This window comes from Oceanobacillus saliphilus (assembly GCF_023522835.1).
GTDB lineage: Bacteria > Bacillota > Bacilli > Bacillales > Amphibacillaceae > Oceanobacillus > Oceanobacillus saliphilus.
Window position 1 is genome coordinate 23,278 of sequence record NZ_JALCZU010000017.1, and the last position, 17,933, is coordinate 41,210.

25 protein-coding genes and 1 pseudogene are annotated in these 17,933 nt (G+C 33.8%); 10 read left to right on the forward strand and 16 right to left on the reverse strand.

Annotated features, from left to right (window positions below):
• Window positions 1–92: 92 nt before the first annotated feature.
• From MN204_RS19540 to MN204_RS19550, 3 genes are all read left to right on the forward strand, one after another.
• Window positions 93–650, forward strand: a complete 558-nt coding sequence (locus tag MN204_RS19540) for a GNAT family N-acetyltransferase (protein WP_249872760.1) — start codon at window positions 93–95, stop codon at window positions 648–650.
• 67 nt (window positions 651–717) lie between these two features.
• Window positions 718–846, forward strand: coding sequence for a YfhE family protein (locus MN204_RS19545; RefSeq protein ID WP_249872761.1), 129 nt, complete (start codon window positions 718–720; stop codon window positions 844–846).
• Window positions 847–1,204: 358 nt separating this feature from the next.
• Window positions 1,205–2,071 carry an alpha/beta fold hydrolase gene (locus tag MN204_RS19550; RefSeq protein WP_249872762.1) on the forward strand — a complete coding sequence of 289 codons (867 nt, stop codon included), beginning with the start codon at window positions 1,205–1,207 and terminating at the stop codon, window positions 2,069–2,071.
• A gap of 111 nt (window positions 2,072–2,182) precedes the next feature.
• On the opposite strand, the gene MN204_RS19555 is transcribed toward MN204_RS19550, so the two are convergent.
• The 5 genes from MN204_RS19555 to MN204_RS19575 form a co-directional block, all read right to left on the reverse strand.
• Complete coding sequence (locus MN204_RS19555) at window positions 2,183–2,491, reverse strand: DUF3784 domain-containing protein (RefSeq protein ID WP_249872763.1); 309 nt, start codon at window positions 2,489–2,491, stop codon at window positions 2,183–2,185.
• A gap of 158 nt (window positions 2,492–2,649) precedes the next feature.
• The gene (locus tag MN204_RS19560) at window positions 2,650–3,096 is read right to left on the reverse strand and encodes a GNAT family N-acetyltransferase (RefSeq protein WP_249872764.1); all 447 of its coding nucleotides are present in this window, start codon (window positions 3,094–3,096) and stop codon (window positions 2,650–2,652) included.
• A gap of 122 nt (window positions 3,097–3,218) precedes the next feature.
• Window positions 3,219–3,386, reverse strand: a complete 168-nt coding sequence (locus MN204_RS19565) for a hypothetical protein (protein ID WP_249872765.1) — start codon at window positions 3,384–3,386, stop codon at window positions 3,219–3,221.
• A 190-nt stretch (window positions 3,387–3,576) separates the two neighbouring features.
• Complete coding sequence (locus tag MN204_RS19570) at window positions 3,577–4,017, reverse strand: hypothetical protein (RefSeq protein ID WP_249872766.1); 441 nt, start codon at window positions 4,015–4,017, stop codon at window positions 3,577–3,579.
• A gap of 234 nt (window positions 4,018–4,251) precedes the next feature.
• Window positions 4,252–4,590, reverse strand: coding sequence for a winged helix-turn-helix transcriptional regulator (locus MN204_RS19575; RefSeq protein ID WP_249872767.1), 339 nt, complete (start codon window positions 4,588–4,590; stop codon window positions 4,252–4,254).
• A gap of 517 nt (window positions 4,591–5,107) precedes the next feature.
• Here MN204_RS19575 and MN204_RS19580 point away from each other — a divergent pair.
• The 5 genes from MN204_RS19580 to MN204_RS19600 are packed head-to-tail and all read left to right on the forward strand — an operon-like array spanning window position 5,108 to window position 8,517.
• Window positions 5,108–5,506, forward strand: a complete 399-nt coding sequence (locus tag MN204_RS19580; protein WP_249872768.1) for a GntR family transcriptional regulator — start codon at window positions 5,108–5,110, stop codon at window positions 5,504–5,506.
• Complete coding sequence (locus tag MN204_RS19585) at window positions 5,499–6,602, forward strand: DUF1648 domain-containing protein (protein ID WP_249872769.1); 1,104 nt, start codon at window positions 5,499–5,501, stop codon at window positions 6,600–6,602. Before MN204_RS19580 ends, MN204_RS19585 begins: the two co-directional genes overlap by 8 nt.
• A gap of 26 nt (window positions 6,603–6,628) precedes the next feature.
• Entirely contained in the window at window positions 6,629–6,832 is a 204-nt protein-coding gene (locus MN204_RS19590) for a PLD nuclease N-terminal domain-containing protein (protein WP_249872770.1), read from the forward strand.
• Window positions 6,833–7,753 (forward strand): ABC transporter ATP-binding protein, encoded by a 921-nt coding sequence (locus MN204_RS19595; RefSeq protein ID WP_249872771.1) that lies wholly within the window; start codon window positions 6,833–6,835, stop codon window positions 7,751–7,753.
• Window positions 7,741–8,517 (forward strand): ABC transporter permease, encoded by a 777-nt coding sequence (locus tag MN204_RS19600; RefSeq protein WP_249872772.1) that lies wholly within the window; start codon window positions 7,741–7,743, stop codon window positions 8,515–8,517. Before MN204_RS19595 ends, MN204_RS19600 begins: the two co-directional genes overlap by 13 nt.
• Before the next feature lie 50 nt (window positions 8,518–8,567).
• Here the strand turns inward: MN204_RS19600 and MN204_RS19605 are convergent, their stop codons facing one another.
• From MN204_RS19605 to MN204_RS19625, 5 genes are all read right to left on the reverse strand, one after another.
• Complete coding sequence (locus tag MN204_RS19605; protein ID WP_249872773.1) at window positions 8,568–9,269, reverse strand: hypothetical protein; 702 nt, start codon at window positions 9,267–9,269, stop codon at window positions 8,568–8,570.
• Between the two features lie 3 nt (window positions 9,270–9,272).
• Window positions 9,273–10,130 (reverse strand): ABC transporter ATP-binding protein, encoded by an 858-nt coding sequence (locus tag MN204_RS19610; RefSeq protein WP_249872774.1) that lies wholly within the window; start codon window positions 10,128–10,130, stop codon window positions 9,273–9,275.
• 3 nt (window positions 10,131–10,133) lie between these two features.
• Window positions 10,134–10,496, reverse strand: coding sequence for a GntR family transcriptional regulator (locus tag MN204_RS19615; RefSeq protein WP_249872775.1), 363 nt, complete (start codon window positions 10,494–10,496; stop codon window positions 10,134–10,136).
• Between the two features lie 135 nt (window positions 10,497–10,631).
• Entirely contained in the window at window positions 10,632–11,501 is an 870-nt protein-coding gene (locus MN204_RS19620; protein ID WP_249872776.1) for a ComEC/Rec2 family competence protein, read from the reverse strand.
• A 510-nt stretch (window positions 11,502–12,011) separates the two neighbouring features.
• Entirely contained in the window at window positions 12,012–12,791 is a 780-nt protein-coding gene (locus MN204_RS19625; RefSeq protein ID WP_249872777.1) for an MBL fold metallo-hydrolase, read from the reverse strand.
• Between the two features lie 140 nt (window positions 12,792–12,931).
• Here MN204_RS19625 and MN204_RS19630 point away from each other — a divergent pair.
• A pseudogene (locus MN204_RS19630) lies at window positions 12,932–13,225 on the forward strand (Lrp/AsnC family transcriptional regulator); the annotation flags it as partial.
• Between the two features lie 300 nt (window positions 13,226–13,525).
• On the opposite strand, the gene MN204_RS19635 reads toward MN204_RS19630, so the two are convergent.
• Window positions 13,526–13,705, reverse strand: a complete 180-nt coding sequence (locus MN204_RS19635) for a hypothetical protein (protein ID WP_249872778.1) — start codon at window positions 13,703–13,705, stop codon at window positions 13,526–13,528.
• Between the two features lie 471 nt (window positions 13,706–14,176).
• Between MN204_RS19635 and MN204_RS19640 the strand changes: the two genes are divergently transcribed.
• Window positions 14,177–14,629, forward strand: a complete 453-nt coding sequence (locus tag MN204_RS19640; RefSeq protein WP_249872779.1) for a GNAT family N-acetyltransferase — start codon at window positions 14,177–14,179, stop codon at window positions 14,627–14,629.
• A gap of 149 nt (window positions 14,630–14,778) precedes the next feature.
• Here the strand turns inward: MN204_RS19640 and MN204_RS19645 are convergent, their stop codons facing one another.
• The 5 genes from MN204_RS19645 to MN204_RS19665 form a co-directional block, all read right to left on the reverse strand.
• Complete coding sequence (locus tag MN204_RS19645; protein ID WP_249872780.1) at window positions 14,779–15,138, reverse strand: YciI family protein; 360 nt, start codon at window positions 15,136–15,138, stop codon at window positions 14,779–14,781.
• A 126-nt stretch (window positions 15,139–15,264) separates the two neighbouring features.
• Window positions 15,265–15,453, reverse strand: a complete 189-nt coding sequence (locus MN204_RS19650) for a hypothetical protein (RefSeq protein ID WP_249872781.1) — start codon at window positions 15,451–15,453, stop codon at window positions 15,265–15,267.
• A 217-nt stretch (window positions 15,454–15,670) separates the two neighbouring features.
• The gene (locus MN204_RS19655; RefSeq protein ID WP_249872782.1) at window positions 15,671–15,973 is read right to left on the reverse strand and encodes a hypothetical protein; all 303 of its coding nucleotides are present in this window, start codon (window positions 15,971–15,973) and stop codon (window positions 15,671–15,673) included.
• Window positions 15,974–16,108: 135 nt separating this feature from the next.
• The gene (locus tag MN204_RS19660; protein WP_249872783.1) at window positions 16,109–16,948 is read right to left on the reverse strand and encodes a DUF4037 domain-containing protein; all 840 of its coding nucleotides are present in this window, start codon (window positions 16,946–16,948) and stop codon (window positions 16,109–16,111) included.
• Between the two features lie 111 nt (window positions 16,949–17,059).
• Window positions 17,060–17,593 (reverse strand): GNAT family N-acetyltransferase, encoded by a 534-nt coding sequence (locus tag MN204_RS19665; protein WP_249872784.1) that lies wholly within the window; start codon window positions 17,591–17,593, stop codon window positions 17,060–17,062.
• Window positions 17,594–17,933 lie beyond the last annotated feature (340 nt).

A 17,933-nucleotide genomic window follows, 5' to 3' on the forward strand; every position in this document is an offset into this window, starting at 1 on the left:
CTAAAATAAAAATTCGAGGGTGGGACACTCACTGGATTTCCTTATGGAGAAATCCGTGTTTTTACCCGCCTGGAATGAGGAGGGTATTTTTTATGCTTAAAATGCGTGATTTACATGAGGTGCCTGTACTTTATGAATTAATGGCACATCCGAATGTTTTCCCCTATGTAAGGCATAAAGCAAACTCGAGTGATGAATTTTATTTCACTACAAAACAAACAATTGAAGCTGAAGAAAACGGAGAATTAATCTCCCGAACGATTATAGATGAGTATTATCAACCGATTGGTACGATCAATCTTTTTGATATTCATGAAAATCACGGATTTTTAGCTACCTGGATTGGGCAACCGTACTTCGGAAAAGGATACAATAAACAAGCTAAAGAGCAATTCTTTGATTTATTATTTTTCTCCTATGAGATTGAAGGAATATTTATGAAAGTAAGAAAAACAAATAAACGTTCCTTACATGCAGTATTAAAATTACCATATGCTGCTTTAGGCAATGAAATATATCCGGAAGTCTATGCAAAGGTTAATCCTGACGAAGAAATTTATGATCTCTTCGTCATTACAAAAAATCATTATATGTCTTATCAGCAATTCAGAACGATCGAGACAGAAGCTACCGGTGAAGAAGTTTCTTAAGTTTCATAAATCCAGTGCATAAATAGTTGCTTAACGGGCATTCTAGTCATTAAAGTGAGGGATCATGATGGCTAAATTGAAACCTGGTCAATCTGAGAAGTTTCTTTCCAAAACGCAGGAAGTCCTGTATCAGAAAGAGTTTAAAAATGCAGATCGTGTTTACAATCAGATTACACAAAGAGGAAACCGAAGCTAACTGCTTCGGTTTTTTCTATTTGGCATGGAAGGTTGTCATCAAAAGGCTTGGTGACAACTAAGTTTTCTAAAATAATCTCACTTTTATCCACAGCAAATTGTGCATCTGTTGATAATGTTAACTAACACTACTAAATCAACCCTACTTTTCAACAATTGAACGTGGATAAATCGATGTTTAATTGTGGATTTTGTGGATATATTCTAAAATTTGTTGGTATGACTATTCATTACTTGTTGATAAGTATGTGGATGGAAAAACAGACGTAACGAATAATATTTAAGGGGATTGCCCTAACCACTGTAACTCTTTTGTTACCTCCTTTTTGTATAATACTTTTTTAGGAGGAGGATTATATATGCAAATTACGAATCATAAAGTCGATGCAGGTGGAGTTCAAATTCATGTTGTTGATTACGGCGGAACTGGGGAGCCAATTGTTTGTATACACGGCATAACTGCTAATGCGCGGTTTTGGGATGCAGTTGCCGAACAGCTCACTCCTTCTTACCGCGTTTTGGCGGTTGATTTACGTGGGCGTGGTGACAGCGAAAAGCCGACCGGTGGATACAACATTCCACAGCATGCGCAAGATATCCGGCATGTTTTAACACATTTTCAAATCGATAACGCTATTATAATGGGACATTCTCTCGGTGCAATGATTTCGATCTGTTTTACAGCGACGTACCCTGAAAGCGTAAAAAGGTTACTATTAGTTGATGGCGGGGAGGATTTAAATCGCGAATTAGAGGAAGTATTAAAACCTTCTTTTGAGAGACTCGGCCAAGTATACGCTAATTTCAATGAATATACCGAAGATTTGAAAACGAAACCTTTTTTCCAACCTTGGAATTCGTACGTTCAGGAATATTTCTATGCAGATGTGCACCACCATCCTAATGGAACTGTCTCTACAAGAACAACAAAAGCTATTATCGACCAAGAAATTGAAGCTTTATATCGTACGTCTGTTAATCAATATCACAATGACATTCACGTCCCTGCGCTTCTATTTTACGCACCAAATTGTTTGTATCATCCAACCGCTTATTTATTATCGAAAGAAACGGGTCAGCATTTAGCGGCTAAATGGAAGAATAGCAGGTTTATAGAGGTTCCAGGAAGTAACCATTTTAGTATTATTTTTTCCGAGTATAAGGTTGTCGCGGAAGAAATTCGCCAGTTTTTAGAAATGAGTAATCTTGAGGAAAAGGCACGTTGAGATAACGTGTCTTTTTTAGCAAGCCTGTCTCCATATATCATAAAAAATAATGCCAGATATAGTCGATAATGGCATATCATAATTCCTGATTAGCTAAATTAAAGGCTCGGTCTAAAATCGAAATCTCCAATAATTTCCAACAAAAATCATTATCACGACATATATACCGATAATGTATTTAAATATCTGAACAGCGTCTTCACCAAGTATTAAAACTACCAATGGCATTGCGACGACTATAATTCCTAATATTATTGCGGTCAATCCTGTTCTTTTGGCATATTTATCTTTATCACCGTAAAATGTATTGTCACTATAACCTATGATTAAGGATAGCATTTTTTTCATCCCAATTAGATAACCTAAATAAATTATAAATATTCCAGTAACAATCGTAGCTATCGTACCAATTGTACCCATAATCCACCTCCGTTGATATCCGTAATACGATTTCAACTGATAATAGTTTCAATTTTCAATATTTATATTACAGTATTATTCCACACTTTATTCTACAATCCAGCCAGATACCAAAAGATGCTCGCCACTTATGTAGTAACGTACCATTTCGTGCAATACTATTTAATCGTATACTTAAATAAAAGTTCTCCATTTGGGTCTCTTTCATTCATGAACTTAAATCCGATACTTTTATATAAATGATAAGCTGCTTCATTCTCTTCGATGATACTTAAATATATATCATTTACCCCATATTCTTTCGAAACGATATCAATAAGTTTTATCATTGCTTTTCTACCAAAGCCTTTACCTTGATATTTTTCATCTATCATTATTCTATCAATCCATGTATCCTTATTAGCCCCAAAAGAACCGTACATAGCAAATCCAATAATAGCTTCATCATTATATATAGCCACTGGATGCCATTCTTGGTAAGTATCAGCTTCTTGTAAACATTCATCTACAGATTCAATATATTTTTCTTGTCCAGCTTTTACTTTTATATTTCTTACTATAGATTCATTGGTATCATCAATATCTCTAACATACACATTTCCCATATTCTTCGCTTTACCTCTCTATTCATACAATAATCGATCTATACACTATTTAATTATATTTTATGTGCCAACCAATACCTCCTATATTAAATTTGGATTGTCTTTATTGTACCTTACACCAGTTAGTCAATTTTCTCTTTATTAACTTTTAATATTTCCTTTAATGTAGAATGGATATTTTGAAGACTTATTAAAATAAATCCAAGCATAACAAACGTTACGATTTCCCCTGTAAATATGGATACTATTGCTATTATTACAGCATATAATCCGTATAACCAGCCGTTCATTTAAGATCACCTCTTTATGTAGCTACTAAGTACCTGTTGCGATAGTTCAATATCTATAAACAAATATTAACATAAAGCCTTATTATTTAAATTGTAATATTTCGAAAAAAAATGACCATCATATAACATGATCTCGCTTGTTTCACCATCGAACCAGTTATTATAATAGCTAAAAGTTGACCTATAATGGCTATTCTTTTAGGAATTCAATTGGCATTTCTTTCGTTAAACGAAAAGCCAAATTTTTAAAGTAGCTTATTTTATCCGAATCTGTCATTTCAAAATCAACATCACTCAATACCGCTGAGTACTCGCTGAAATCTTTCTCGCTTTCTTTAACTTTAAAACTTATTTCTAAATTTTCATTTTCATTTTCAAAATAAAGGACAAGTACATCGTCATTTAACTCATATGTTCCCTCTCCGTAAATGGTATTATGAACTACATTTTCATCTATAAATTCTAATGTCATAATAGGGTTATATCTATTAGGATCATCCATTTCCTTTACTGGCGAAGGATATGCAACTTTAAAGGTTTTCCCAGATAATTCGGCTTCATTGTTACAAGCTGAGAGCAATAGTACAAATAAGAGTAATAATAAATTGAACCTCTTTTTCATAATGATCACACTTCCTCCTAATATACATAATAGTTTAATTATTATATATACGATAGAGAAAAGTAAACAGTTTCAATGAACATAAGCTAAAAAAATATTTTTTGATACAAAATACTATCATCAGTACAATTTACTCTCCAATGACTGCAGGTTTTTAAATTTGCATAACCTCTCTGTTCTTATTAAACAATCCGCCGAGTTAGTTGAAGAAAAATTGTCTTCATGATCACAAGGAAGGAAATGTTAATCCATTGTATTTTTCAATTTTCTCTTTTTATGTTTCATACTCCATTCGTGCATTGAATCTAAAATCGGTTTCAATGTCATTCCATACTCTGTTATAGAATATTCTACTTTAGGTGGGACTTCACGATATACCTCGCGATGTATGAGCCCCTCCTCCTCTAGTTCTCGTAATTGATTTGTTAGCATTTTTGGGGTAATGCCTACAAGTGTCTTTTTTAATTCTCCATATCTCATTGTGCCTTCCGACATTAGATACAATAAGATGATAGGCTTCCATTTCCCAACTAAGATGGAAAGAGCATCGTGTACTTTACAATATTCAGGTTTAATATTCATCTTTACCTCCAATAGTATCCTTTTACATACTATATATCTTCAAAGTGCATACTTATATTATTGATTTTAATGGTTTATTAGGATTATGTAAAGGCGGCAAATAATATGAATACCGAAAATATAGTATGGACAGTAACCGAACAAAAAATAAGCAATATTCATACCGCAAGTCCTATCCTTACGCCTGGCAACTGGGTAGATAATGATCCATTCTTATTACTACTAAACAACACTCCAAGGACAATATTTTACAAGATTGCCTTACCGTAAAGTAGCGATTTTTAAAAATTAACATTTTCCTTGTCATTATAATAATAAAAGCCGTCTAATTAAATGACTTTAATTTGCCATTTTATCCATCAATTCTAATGCCATTTCAGTAGTTTATTTGAAATTGTACCTCAAAACACAACCCTTTTTTAAAATGTACCTCTGTTTTTTCTTATTGCTTCTCACCTGGTATATCTGTTATACTTCAAATATAACAGATAGAACATAATGAAAGGAGCGTGTTATCGTGCTGATTCGGCTGGATTTGGAATCGAACGAACCCATCTATATTCAATTAAGAAACCAGGTAGTGGAAGGCATCGCCAAAAAGCAACTCCACCCTGGTGAAGCATTGCCTTCTGTAAGATCACTAGCCGCTGATATCGGCATTAATCTCCACACAGTTAATAAAGCTTATCAGCAGTTGAAGCAGGAAGGCTTTATACTCATCCACCGTCAAAAAGGTGTTGTCATCAATCCTGATGGCGTACCACAAGCAGACGAAGCATATATGAACCAGTTAAAATTCAAACTCCATCCCCTCATTTCTGAATCCATCAGCCGAGGACTGAGCGAGAAAGAATTTTTAGAGGTATGCAGCGATATCTTTAGCGATTTTAATAAGGGAGGTGAAAAATATGAGTAGTTTTATACTTGTCTTTCTGTTGATCTTAATTCCTGTTTTTATATCTACCATGTTTATCCCCTACTGGACAAGAAGAACAGAGAGTTTTGGTATTTCCATACCGGAAGAAATCTACAATACTAAGGAACTAAAGGCTTTGCGTAATAGGTATGCTGTGTTTACTGGGATTCTAAGTCTGATGACTTCATTCATCTTCTTGATTAGCAGTCTGGTATTGTCTCATGAATTCGTAATGAGTATTCTGTTCACGGTTAGTATTGTTCTTTATATAATAATTAGTTTCCTTATTTATTTAAAATTTCACCGAGAGATGAAACGAATGAAGGAAAAAGAAAACTGGTCAAAGGAAAAATCTCAGCAAGTATTCATTGACATAAGATTCCGCAATCATCGACTTACCCATTCTAATTTATGGTTTATTATTTCTTTTCTTATTGCAATCATTACATTCGTTATTACAATCCAATCGTATCAACAAATTCCTGAGCGCATTCCTATGCAGTACAACTTTGCAGGAGAGGTAACAAATTGGGCTGATAAATCACATCGCACGGTTCTCATTAATCCCATATTGCAAATGTATATAATTATGCTTTTTCTATTTATTAATACAATGATCGGCAAAGCAAAACAGCAGATAGATCCGGAAAATCCCGAAGAATCCATGAGGGGAAATATACTATTCCGAAGAAGATGGTCTGCCTATATCATCATTTCGGGGCTGGCATTAAGCCTGATGTTCTCTTTGATTCAACTCTCCATTATTTATCCGATTCACCAACAGTTTTTAACTGCGGTACCGTTAGTAATAACATTTGGATTGATAATGGGCGCTGTTATTCTCTCCATTACTACAGGTCAAGGCGGAAGCCGAATAAAAAGCACTTCAAGTAAATCAGGAAAGATTATTAATCGTGATGATGATAAATACTGGAAGCTTGGTCAATTTTATTATAATAAGCAAGACCCTGCATTGTTTCTGGAAAAACGTTTTGGTGTTGGCTGGACGATTAATCTCGCAAGGCCATTGGCATGGATCATACTTCTAGGCATCATTGGGCTGGCACTTTTAATCCCATTTTTACTCGGTGCATAAATTCAAATCATTGGAGGTCGTTAATCATGCAAGAACTGATGGAGTCAATAAATTGGGCAATTATTGCACCGTTTATTATGATCCAGTTCATATTACTTATTGTCGCAATCATTGATTTGGTAAAAGCTGATGAAACACGGGGATCAAAATGGATGTGGGTTTTTATCATTGTATTTATAAATATTGTTGGACCCGTTCTTTATTTTATCTTTGGAAGGAGACGCGATTAAATGACATTATTAACCGTGAAAAACCTTACGAAAACATATCAGGATAAAACTGCAGTCAAAAACATAAATTTTGAATTCCAATACGGAAAATGCATTGCTCTAATTGGCCCAAACGGCGCAGGAAAAACGACAATATTGCGTACGTTAGCTGGTCTTCTCAAGCCAAATGAAGGGTCCGTAACGTTTACAAATATGAAACCGAATGATGATATTCGAAAGTATATCGGATACCTGCCGCAATATCCCGTCTTCTATTCTTGGATGACCGGCTTGGAGTTTTTAATATATAGTGGCAGGCTCGCGTTTTTACCCAAAATGGAGGCAAAAACACGTGCAGAAGAGTTGCTTAAGAAAGTCGGTATCTATGATGCAAAGAACCAACGGATTGGAAAATACTCTGGAGGAATGAAGCAGCGACTCGGTATCGCTCAAGCGATTATTCATAAACCTAAACTGCTTATGCTGGATGAGCCTGTATCATCATTGGATCCGATTGGCCGAAGAGAAGTTTTAACATTAATGGAAGAATTGAAGCATGAAATGTCCATTCTGTTCTCGACCCACATTTTAAGTGATGCAGATGAGATAAGTGATGAGCTCCTGCTTCTTCACCAAGGTGAAATAGTTGAAGCAGGATCCATGAGTGAATTAAGACAAAAATATCAAACCTCAACGATTAAACTTCAGTTCAAGGAAAATCTGGAAGGTTATCAATCCAAAATAAACGCTCTCGAAAGTATCTCAAACAGTTATATGGAAAGAGATGTACTGCTAGTTAAAGCTACAGATATCCGTTTAGCGAGGCAGGAAATACTGACTACAGCAGCACAGCAGAATTGGGAAATGACAAGTTTCACACTCGACAGAGCATCCCTTGAAGATATGTTTATGAAAGTGGTGAAAAACGAATGCAATGGATGACACTTTTCCAAAAAGAAATGGTAGAGAACTGGCGCAATAAGAAATGGATCTGGGTACCGTTAGTTATGATTATATTGGCGATTATGGATCCGATTTCCAACTATTACATGCCACAGATTATAGAAGCCGTTGGAGGATTACCCGAAGGAACCGTATTTGAACTTCCTGATTTCGCTCCTGCTGAAGTAGTTATGATGAGTCTTGCCCAATTCAGCACACTCGGTGTACTGATTATCGTGCTCATCTCGATGGGTACGATTGCCGGGGAACGGAAAAGCGGCATTTCCGAACTTATTCTTGTGAAACCTGTTTCGTATATCAATTATATAACTGCGAAATGGGCTGCACTTCTCATTCTTACGTTGGTATCCTTTTTCTTCGGAATGCTCGCAAGCTGGTATTATATTAATATTCTTTATGGAGAGTTATCATTTGAAAACTTTCTTTTAATTGTGCTCTTTTATGGACTATGGCTTACATTTGTTGTAACGTTATCGATTTTTTATAATGCAATGATAAAAACCCCTGGTCTTGTTGCATTTCTAACGATATTCACCATCATGGTTATGCGGGTCATTACGCAAGTCTTTCATCATCTATTAAATTGGAGTCCTAATAATCTATCCAATTATATTTTTGAAATGCTATTAACTGAAAGTATTCCATCACACCTGGTTGGAACTGCTAGTGTAACTATTATGCTGTCGATTATCCTGTTGATTGCATCCATCTTTATTTTTAAAAAGAAAGAGCTCGCGAACTAACAAAAGCGCGGGACGAATGCTTATTGTGAGCATTCGTCCTGCGCTTTTGATTATTTTACTTTTACAGTTGTAATTTTCCTTAAAAATAGGAAAGAAATGCAATAGATGATGATTGCCCCAACAAGCATTTGAATGAAAAATAGCATATCGATTGCTGCATACAGTTCGATCATATAGTCGATCAGCCATCCTTGGGCTATTCCGACAAGTAATACAACAGCAGATAAACCGACGACAGAACCTCCACCCAATAATCCGTACTTATAAAATAACAGGCCGACAATAAACATAACTGCAAGCATAAAAACCATAATGGCTGTATCGATGATTACTCTATTCAGCCATGTATCCTCCAAAATTTGAGCAGGATGGATAAACTCAAATGTATGCATTCCTGCACGCTTTGTAAATGCTAACGTCAGAGTGTGTATTGAATTAGCAATAACAGCCTTGGCAAATGCCAATCCGAGAAAAAATAGTCCAATACTAATAAAAAGATTTTTTCGGACAGCACCCATTTTTAGTGAAAAAGGGATGCTTTCTTTAACAGTTAGAAATCCTAAAATGCCACAATAGATATAAATGGGGAATGAGAAGCCGAAATAGTATGCACCGTTCTCCACATTGAGCAGAAAATAGGATATAGTCAATGAAAGTACCAAAATACTAAGCAAAATAAACCAGAAAATCCTCAATGAATACAAAATATCCGTAATAAAGAAATAGAGTAACCCTTTTACTTGTCTTCCCATCGGTCAAGCCCCTTTCTTTCCTTCTGTTAAATAAATCATCAGTTCCTGGATTGGAACGCCTTCCACATGCAATCCGTGCATTTTTGCTTCTTCTTTTGTTCCATACAAATAAGCAGTCACCGTACCAGCAAACTGTTTTTTCTGGATGACTTCTTTTCCTTTAAGGAACTCCTCCACTTCATCTTCCTGTCCAGAGACTGCGATTGTATTTTCGCGTAATACATCCGACTCTTCCTGTAGGACAAGGGAACCTTCCCGTAATATCAAAACCTCTTCAAATAGTAAACTCACTTCATCGATGAGATGTGTGGAGAAAATAATGGTACGTTTTTCTTCCTGATACTCCTCCAGCATTATTTCATAGAATTTTTTCCTTGAGGGTGCATCAAGGCCGATATATGGTTCATCAAAAATGGTAATTGGTGCTTTGCTTGCCAAGCCTACAGTAATACCGAGTGCCGATTCCATCCCCTTGGATAGCGTTTTTATTTTTGAATTTGGATTCAAGTTGTATGCTTTAATTAATGTTTCCGCACGCTTCTGATCCCAATTGGGATAAAAGTACGAATAGATTTTCAGCACATTTTTTACTTTCAGATCCTTTTTGAAATTATGCCCTTCTTTAATGAGACAAATCGATTCCGTTAACTGCTGATTATCAAATGGGTTTTTTCCATTGATTAAAATTTCACCTTCGCTCGCTAAAATTTGGCCAGATAAAATATCCATAAAAGTTGTTTTGCCTGCCCCATTTCTTCCGAGCAATCCATAAATTTTAGGTTCATCCAATGAAAATGAAACATTATTTAATGCAAAATTATGAGCATATTTTTTGGACAGATTTTTAACTTCAATTTTCATGTGTTAATCCTCCCTTTTAACCATTTCCATTAATTCACTTACTTCAATATGGAGTTTTTTCGCTTCAATCTTTAATGGCAGCATATAGTTTTCGTAAAATATTTTCTTTCGCTTTTCAATCAAAATTTCCTTTGCATCTTCGGTTACGAACATACCAACACCCCTTCGTTTAAAAAGAATATCTTCGGCCACAAGTTCATTGATCCCTTTTGCAGCTGTAGCTGGATTGATTTTATAATAGGCAGCAAATTCATTTGTAGATGGTACACGTTCTCCCGTCTTAATGCTTCCATCGATAATGGAGTCTTCTAGTTGTTCTTTTATTTGAAGGAATATTGGCTTGTTTTCATCTAATGAGTTTTTCATGGTCGGTTCCTTTCTTCTTTGGTTAATTACTTATGTAACTAACCATATAACCGTATTGTTTTTTTGTCAACCTTTTTCAGAAAAAAAAAGATTAACACTTGGAAGTGATAATCTTTTTTAAGCGAGTAATTTTAATTAACGAATTGCTTCAATTAGTTTCTTAATCGGATTCTTCTGTGGTATCACAACATAATCGAAACCATCTGTATTGATGACAACATTCCCAACTGCAGCAGTTGAGTAGATCATTGAATTTACTTGATTCAAGTTGTCAATAACGTGTTCAACCGGATGGCCATAATCATTTTCTTTGCTATAGGTAAGAATAGCGACTTCCGGTTCTACTTCCTGTAAAAAACGTAATGAAGAACTCGTTTTGGAGCCATGATGTGCCACCTTTATAATCTCAGCTTGTACGTCATACTCCTCAAGAAATGATTTTTCCTGTTCTTTCCCGACATCACTCATAAATAAAAAATCTATTTCTCCATAGGACAGTTTAAGTACAATCGATGATTTATTGTTATTCTTATACCTTTCATAAGCATTCCAAACTTCTATATCAATCATGGCATCCAATTCAATTGGGACATTCTTTTCTGCAATTTGGACAGGGATGTTGTGATTTCTGATCTGATTGATATAGTTGGCAAATGTTTGGGTTGGATGCAGCCTCCCGGTATCCAGAATCCTTTCTATTTTAATCGATTCGATAACCTCTGGGAGACCTCCGATATGGTCAATATCCGGATGTGTAGCAATTAAGAGATCCAGCTTTTCAATACCGAGATCTTCGAGATAGGATAGAATTTTCTTACCCGCACCAGGTGGACCACCATCGATAAGGATAGATCTATTTTGAGGCGTTTGAATGAGGATACTATCCCCCTGCCCGACATCTATAAAGTGAACTTGCATTTCGGGTAAGGAATCATTATTGCCTTGAACAGGATACGTAAAAATAAATAAATTAGTAATCATAATAAATCCAATTAATCTTTTCATTGATAACATCCTTTACTTCGTCTATTTCTCAATAGTTTCTCACCAAATTTCCATTTTAATTAGAAGTTTTTCATGTTTTTCAATAGCTAGTAAACCTATGCAAGTAAGAAACCACTGAACGAGTCTGAGTAGTTCCGTTTCGGTGGAGAAACTACGAAATAGCATACTAAATAACAGCCAATTCTCATATGATTTGGTCTGTTATTTGTTCCTTATATATCAATGTTTATTTGATATAAACACTTGCATTAGCATACGAAATGGCAACCCAAATAACAAAATGACAATAGCTCTTGTCAATGTATTACTATGTTAACTGGTATGATATTTCATGTTGATTTTCATAAACCAAGTAGGTAATTGTAATTTTATGCTAAAATAAATGTGGATTTTGTGAAGGGTTTCACTTAAACTAATTGGCAGGTTATTTTAATAAGCGTAGAGTAATTACTTGATATAATACATATAAAAAAACAGACAGAATTGAGATAGTTCCGCCTGTTTTCTCTATTAAAATGAATATGATTCGCCATCATTTGGTACTAACACATTAGAAGCAATTTCTTTTTCATTGATAAATTTCTTTAATTCTTCTCTGGATAATCCCCAGTGATTCACAGCTTCCATGTGGACACAAATGATTTTTGAGTTAGGAGATGCTTTAAACGCTTCATATACATCATCCTTCCCCATTACAAGAGAACCACCCACAAGGAATTGATTATCGCCCGCATTGACAACAATGATTTCTGGTTTATGTGTATCAATTACTTTTTGTACTGCATCATACCAAACTGTATCGCCAGCAACGTATAATGTTTTCTCATTCGTATGCTTAAAGACAACACCACATGTATGACCAGCGTGTTCTAGGATTTCTCCTCTGCCATGCTCGGCTTTTGTTTTAATTAATTGGATGCCCTCAAAAACGGTATTCTCTTTTAAAACCTCTATATTTTGGAAACCAGTGTTTCTTATTTCTGTTGCATCTTCTTCATTTTGAGTAAACAGTTTGATGTCTTTTGGCAATGCTTCAATCGCAGCTTTATCCCAATGGTCAGGATGTAGATGAGTGACAATGACAGCATCAATATTATATATAATATTGTCAATGGATGTAGGTAAGTTTACCAAAGGATTATTTTGGTCTTCTCTTGGTGCAGGGGGTAAACCAACAGGTGTTCCAAAAGGCGGCATAGTCCCTTTTTCCGCTAACATTGGATCAATCAAAAACTTTTTGCCTGCATATTCTACAACTTCTGTTGCATTACGAATGTGATGTATATTCATAATCAATCACTCCTGTTCTTTTATTCGATATTATTTTAGTTTAAACTTTGACATACTATATATACATGGGCTAAACAAAGTCAATTGATCGTTTGACTTTAATTAATGAAAGAGTTATATAAACGGTAGATAATACGGACATGCAGATCATAAATGAACTGTCTAAGAACAGTCGGATTACAATGAAAGAGTTGGGAGAGAAAGTTTATTTGACTCGACCGGCTACTTCAGCTAGAGTTGCGAAATTAGAGGGTAATGGAGTTATTGAGCGATATACCATTAAATTAAATCAAGTCAAATTGGGGTTTTATATACATGCTTTTCTAACTATTATTACACAGAGCACTAACCATCAACCATATTTATCATTCATTAAAACTCAAGAACAATACCTTGTACGTAACTATAAAATCAGTGGAGATGGCTGTTATCTTCAAATAAATTTCTAGAAGAAAAAAGACGACCGTTTTGATGACCGCCTTGTTTAACTATTGCACCCGATATTTTAAGTACAATAGTTCACATAGTGTGTATTTTACAAGATGAAAAACATAATCACATTAATAAATATGATAGTTATAATTAAACCTAAAAGAAACATTTTAACAGTAAATTTCATACTTCCGTTTTGCACGCCTCTAAAAATTAATATTAATATTAGTAATATGAGTAATATAATTGGCGTTGGCACTATTTTCACCTCTATTCCTTTATCAATTAATGTGCCATTTAGCTTAAAAAATAAATACAACAATTGCTAAAATAAATAGAAATATTGTGAGAAGAAAAGGAACAAATACATTTCTTATTTCTTCTTCGCCTTCTGCTTTCTTAACTTTTTTTCTACAATCTTTCCAAGCAAAAAAAACACTAATTAAAGTCATTAAAAATAAAAGTGACATTCCAAAATTCAAATAAAACTCCCCAATCTTTAAAAAGAAAATCCATACATCTTTCTTGAATTAAAGCACCAATTAGGACAATAAGACATTTTGTTGTTTCGATTTACGCTTCACAGAAGACTCACCATATTAGTTGTACGATTATAGAAATTATAAAGTATGATATAAATCCCAACAAAAATATTATTATATTCCCTTTGTTAATGTACTTCTTCATCTTAACTACTCCCTCCCATATAACTTACGTAGTTAAAGATTCTTATTGGTGTAATGCACCCTTTAGTTTAAGTGTATTTCTTCACATTAAATTCATATTATTTGTTTTAATAATAAAAAAGGAAAATTACCAATATTTTTTCTATAAACTCAATTTTTATTGTAAAATAAATTTATAAAAAATAAAAGGGGATATGAATATGAGTGAATTAATTAGATTGTTAATTGCTACCGAGGTGATAATACTAATTTAAAAGGAGATAAAAAATGAAATTACAAACTCAAAGTCTAATAATCACACCTTGCACAGAAGAGACATTACAAATTATTTCAACAACGGATGAATATGAAATTGGTTCTCATATAGAGATGTATTTAGAGGAATCAAAAGAGGACCCTTCTCTTATAGGATGGGGTGTATGGCTTGTTATTAATAAAGAAGATAACACTATTATTGGTGATATTGGATTTAAAGGCAAACCCAATCTAGAAAACACTGTTGAAGTAGGATATGGAATTGTACCCTCAGCCCAAAACAAAGGTTATGCAACAGAGGCAGTGAGAGAAATTATAAAGTGGGCTTTCTCATTTGAAAATGTAGAAAAGATAGTCGCTGAATGTCAGAATGATAATCTTTCTTCCATAAGAGTGTTAGAAAAATTACAAATGAAAAGGATAGAACCCCAAAAAAATATGTTGAAATGGCAATTGAAAAAATAATTTATATTAAATCAAAATCAAAAAGACGTACAAATGGGTACGTCTTTTTAGTTTAACTAAGATTTAGTTATTGAATAATCCTGCCAGTTATTAAAAAGACCCTCGCCACTTACTGTGTTAACGCACCAGTTACTTGAACTAGAAACATCTTAAATAATACCTAATTCTTTTTGAATCTTATGTTTGTAATCAATATACCCCTGGTCAAAATTTGGAGTTTCATTTTCTAATTTGCTCATTTTGTAATCCCATTGTTTTACTTCATAACTGAAGATACCATTTTTAACAGTAGGGTCGTTTTCAGCAAATTTAATAACTTCTTCTTTATTTTCTGCATCAGTTACTATGGCTCCTCCAGATGAACCTCCAAATGATCCAGCTAAAACTATATTTCCTTTATTATATTCGGTTTGAACATACACAGCATGTTCAGGCATGAACGGTTGATTGTGTAAGACTACACCATCTCTCCAATTTATTGATGGAGTTAACAATATTAGGTATCTCATATACTTTTCTCCTTTTTTTTTTGAGGTATTGCACCCGTTTGTTTAAGTACATTTTTCACAATCTTAATTATATTGGTCCATTTTACTTCTTATTCTTAATTTTAACTTGATACATTATAAAGCTTGTTAATAGCGTAGTAAGTAATCTAAAAAAGCAAAGGATAAAATTATGAAAATACATACTAATGAAGATGATAAAAATATATTATCTAAATCAATATATAGTCCTAAAATACCATTTCCAATTATAGGTGCAAGAAGAAAAGTAAGAAGCAAAGCTATTAAATCATCATATTTTGTAGCTTTTTTTATCAAAATAATATTCCCTCCTAAAAAAAATCCCGCTCATTTTTACTCACTATATTTTATCATAAGGACAAAAATATTGTTTAACTATTCCGCCACTTCAGTACAAGAAGTAACTGTTGAACTCTTGCACCCTTTAATGCAATAAGAACTGAGCTTCTATTAGCTAGCTTACCAAAAGTGATAAATCTGTTTAATTTTTATTCAGTATGGTTGCGGATTCATTTTAGTAAGAATAAATCATTTTAGCCAGAAGTGGCACGGCTACACCTAAGAGAAGCAAAGCAATGACGACGTAAAGGATGGCTCCAGCTATTAGCACAATCCATTTTCTTTTCTTGTATTGGTACCAGTAATTACCTCCCCAGATTAGCAACATTATAAAATCATAACCGATTAGGAGACCGTAGGGTCTTGGGGCTGGGCTGATATTTACTATAGAGAAAAATGCGATAAAACCGAGAAATCCGAGTAAGAGCCAATTGACAACATGCACGACAATATCATAAATAGTATCCTTGTTTTTCATTAAATTTCCACCCCGATCATTTATAGTTCACAATCACATTTTATTATTCTCTTTCCCGTCCCACTAATCTTCGACTGCCATCCCTTTAACAAGATAGTCATCTTTGAATAAAGCACCCTATAGTTTAATAAGGATTTATTTAATTTTATTTTTCGGTCTAACAAATAATGATTTCTCAATAACTGGAGATAAATCTATTTGAGGATGCTCACGTTGTATGAGTTCATATACTTCTTGAATCATTACCTCTAATTCTCCTATTGATGTTAATGGATCTTCCAGAAAAATCGATTCCAAACGATTACATATATTTTCTGGGGTAATAATCATTGATTTTAGTGTGTGTTTTTGCCACTTGAAAGCAGGATGATGAACGTACTGACGATTTAAACCGAATAGTATTCCCATTATTTTAGTTTGAACATCTACCATTACTTTATATAGCATTAACCAGTCTTTACGGTTGAGTAAAGCATCACGATTATTCCATCTGTTACCTAAATGAATATTTTCCTTAATCATCGCTACACTTAATTCATTAGGATATTTATTAACTATTTCTTTCATCCTTTTAATAACCAAATCACCACTAAGCGAAACTCCATTATGTACCGTAGCTACTATACATTGTTTATCCAAATCTGTATCAAAAGAAAAAATTACATCCTTAATTATTTTGTTAATTGTATCAGTTAAAAAGTTACTTATTTCTAACTTTACACCTTCAGTAATATACGTTTCTGACCATTCCTCTTCTTCGTATGGATGAAAGTCGATGATATCCCCTTCTAATTTTACGATTGGAGTTTTCCTATCTTCATCTGTTGGAGACTCTTTCCATAAAACAAATAATTCAATATCTGAGTATTGATCATACCAGTTTCTTGATACAGAACCGCCTAATAATATAGCTTCAACCTTTGGATTTAATTCATAAATTTTTGATATATCTGATGCTAGTTTTTTTAAATCCACAGAATCCCTCCCTTTTATTATTAATTACATTTATTATTAAACAAACCTACATCTTTAACAGAAGAAGCTACTGCCTTTTTGTACTAACGCACCCTTTAGCACAATAAGCATCTATTTGTAATCTTTTTTAAGAATTCCATATACATCTACATCTTCGTATTTATCCCACCTTAGAATATCTTGTTTTAATGTACCTTCATATCTTAAACCGACTTTTTGCATCACCTTTCCTGAGGCTTTGTTCTTAGTCATTACTGGTGCCCAAATTCGATTTAGATTTAATTCTCTAAAACCAAATTCAAGCATTTTTTTAGATGCTTCCGTTGCATATCCCTTTCCCCAATAATCTTTGCCTATCCAGTATGCTAACTCGCCTTTATTATGATTTTTGTCAACACGAATAGTTATAGTACCTATAAGTTGTTTTTCGCTCTTTAATATCACAGCCAATGGATAAGCGTCTCCATTTTCGATAAGTGATGAATGATTTCTAATCCAATCCTCAACTTTTTCTAATGTGTATGGATAAGGAATAAATGTGGTCTCAGCTATGGCTTTGTCATCTCCTAATTTTTGAGCCCTTGGTGCATCATTTAAATTATAAGTTCTCAATACTAAGCGTTCAGTTTCAATCTCTTGCAACATAAATAAACGTATCTCCCTTGTCTGAATTTTTAATAAAGTTTATCACATTATTAAACGAATCTGCCCGTTACTTCTACAACTGTCACCTCAATACTAACAAAATATTACGAGAAATATTCTGAACGAAAAAGACGATCAATTATGATCGTCCTCTTTAACTCTTGCACCCGTTACTTTAAGTAGAATTCTTCACAATAGTTAACAATTTATTTCCACATTTTAAGCATCAATAATACAAAAGTACGTCTCCGTTAAAAAACATTAATCATTACCTTTTTTTATTTGTTCGTTTATATCGTCGATTTTCTTTTCTAAACTATCAAGCTGATTTCTGCGTCTG

Bases quoted from the DNA above. Each gene is read 5' to 3' on its own strand.
- MN204_RS19620 (WP_249872776.1), bottom strand. From the start codon at position 11,501: ATGAAAAGATTAATTGGATTTATTATGATTACTAATTTATTTATTTTT.
- MN204_RS19585 (WP_249872769.1), top strand. From the start codon at position 5,499: ATGAGTAGTTTTATACTTGTCTTTCTGTTGATCTTAATTCCTGTTTTT.
- MN204_RS19655 (WP_249872782.1), bottom strand. From the start codon at position 15,973: ATGAAAAACAAGGATACTATTTATGATATTGTCGTGCATGTTGTCAAT.
- MN204_RS19565 (WP_249872765.1), bottom strand. From the start codon at position 3,386: ATGAACGGCTGGTTATACGGATTATATGCTGTAATAATAGCAATAGTA.
- MN204_RS19595 (WP_249872771.1), top strand. From the start codon at position 6,833: ATGACATTATTAACCGTGAAAAACCTTACGAAAACATATCAGGATAAA.
- MN204_RS19590 (WP_249872770.1), top strand. From the start codon at position 6,629: ATGCAAGAACTGATGGAGTCAATAAATTGGGCAATTATTGCACCGTTT.
- MN204_RS19550 (WP_249872762.1), top strand. From the start codon at position 1,205: ATGCAAATTACGAATCATAAAGTCGATGCAGGTGGAGTTCAAATTCAT.
- MN204_RS19540 (WP_249872760.1), top strand. From the start codon at position 93: ATGCTTAAAATGCGTGATTTACATGAGGTGCCTGTACTTTATGAATTA.
- MN204_RS19605 (WP_249872773.1), bottom strand. From the start codon at position 9,269: ATGGGAAGACAAGTAAAAGGGTTACTCTATTTCTTTATTACGGATATT.
- MN204_RS19610 (WP_249872774.1), bottom strand. From the start codon at position 10,130: ATGAAAATTGAAGTTAAAAATCTGTCCAAAAAATATGCTCATAATTTT.
- MN204_RS19555 (WP_249872763.1), bottom strand. From the start codon at position 2,491: ATGGGTACAATTGGTACGATAGCTACGATTGTTACTGGAATATTTATA.
- MN204_RS19665 (WP_249872784.1), bottom strand. From the start codon at position 17,593: ATGTTGCAAGAGATTGAAACTGAACGCTTAGTATTGAGAACTTATAAT.
- MN204_RS19625 (WP_249872777.1), bottom strand. From the start codon at position 12,791: ATGAATATACATCACATTCGTAATGCAACAGAAGTTGTAGAATATGCA.
- MN204_RS19645 (WP_249872780.1), bottom strand. From the start codon at position 15,138: ATGAGATACCTAATATTGTTAACTCCATCAATAAATTGGAGAGATGGT.
- MN204_RS19640 (WP_249872779.1), top strand. From the start codon at position 14,177: ATGAAATTACAAACTCAAAGTCTAATAATCACACCTTGCACAGAAGAG.
- MN204_RS19575 (WP_249872767.1), bottom strand. From the start codon at position 4,590: ATGAATATTAAACCTGAATATTGTAAAGTACACGATGCTCTTTCCATC.
- MN204_RS19615 (WP_249872775.1), bottom strand. From the start codon at position 10,496: ATGAAAAACTCATTAGATGAAAACAAGCCAATATTCCTTCAAATAAAA.
- MN204_RS19560 (WP_249872764.1), bottom strand. From the start codon at position 3,096: ATGGGAAATGTGTATGTTAGAGATATTGATGATACCAATGAATCTATA.
- MN204_RS19545 (WP_249872761.1), top strand. From the start codon at position 718: ATGGCTAAATTGAAACCTGGTCAATCTGAGAAGTTTCTTTCCAAAACG.
- MN204_RS19600 (WP_249872772.1), top strand. From the start codon at position 7,741: ATGCAATGGATGACACTTTTCCAAAAAGAAATGGTAGAGAACTGGCGC.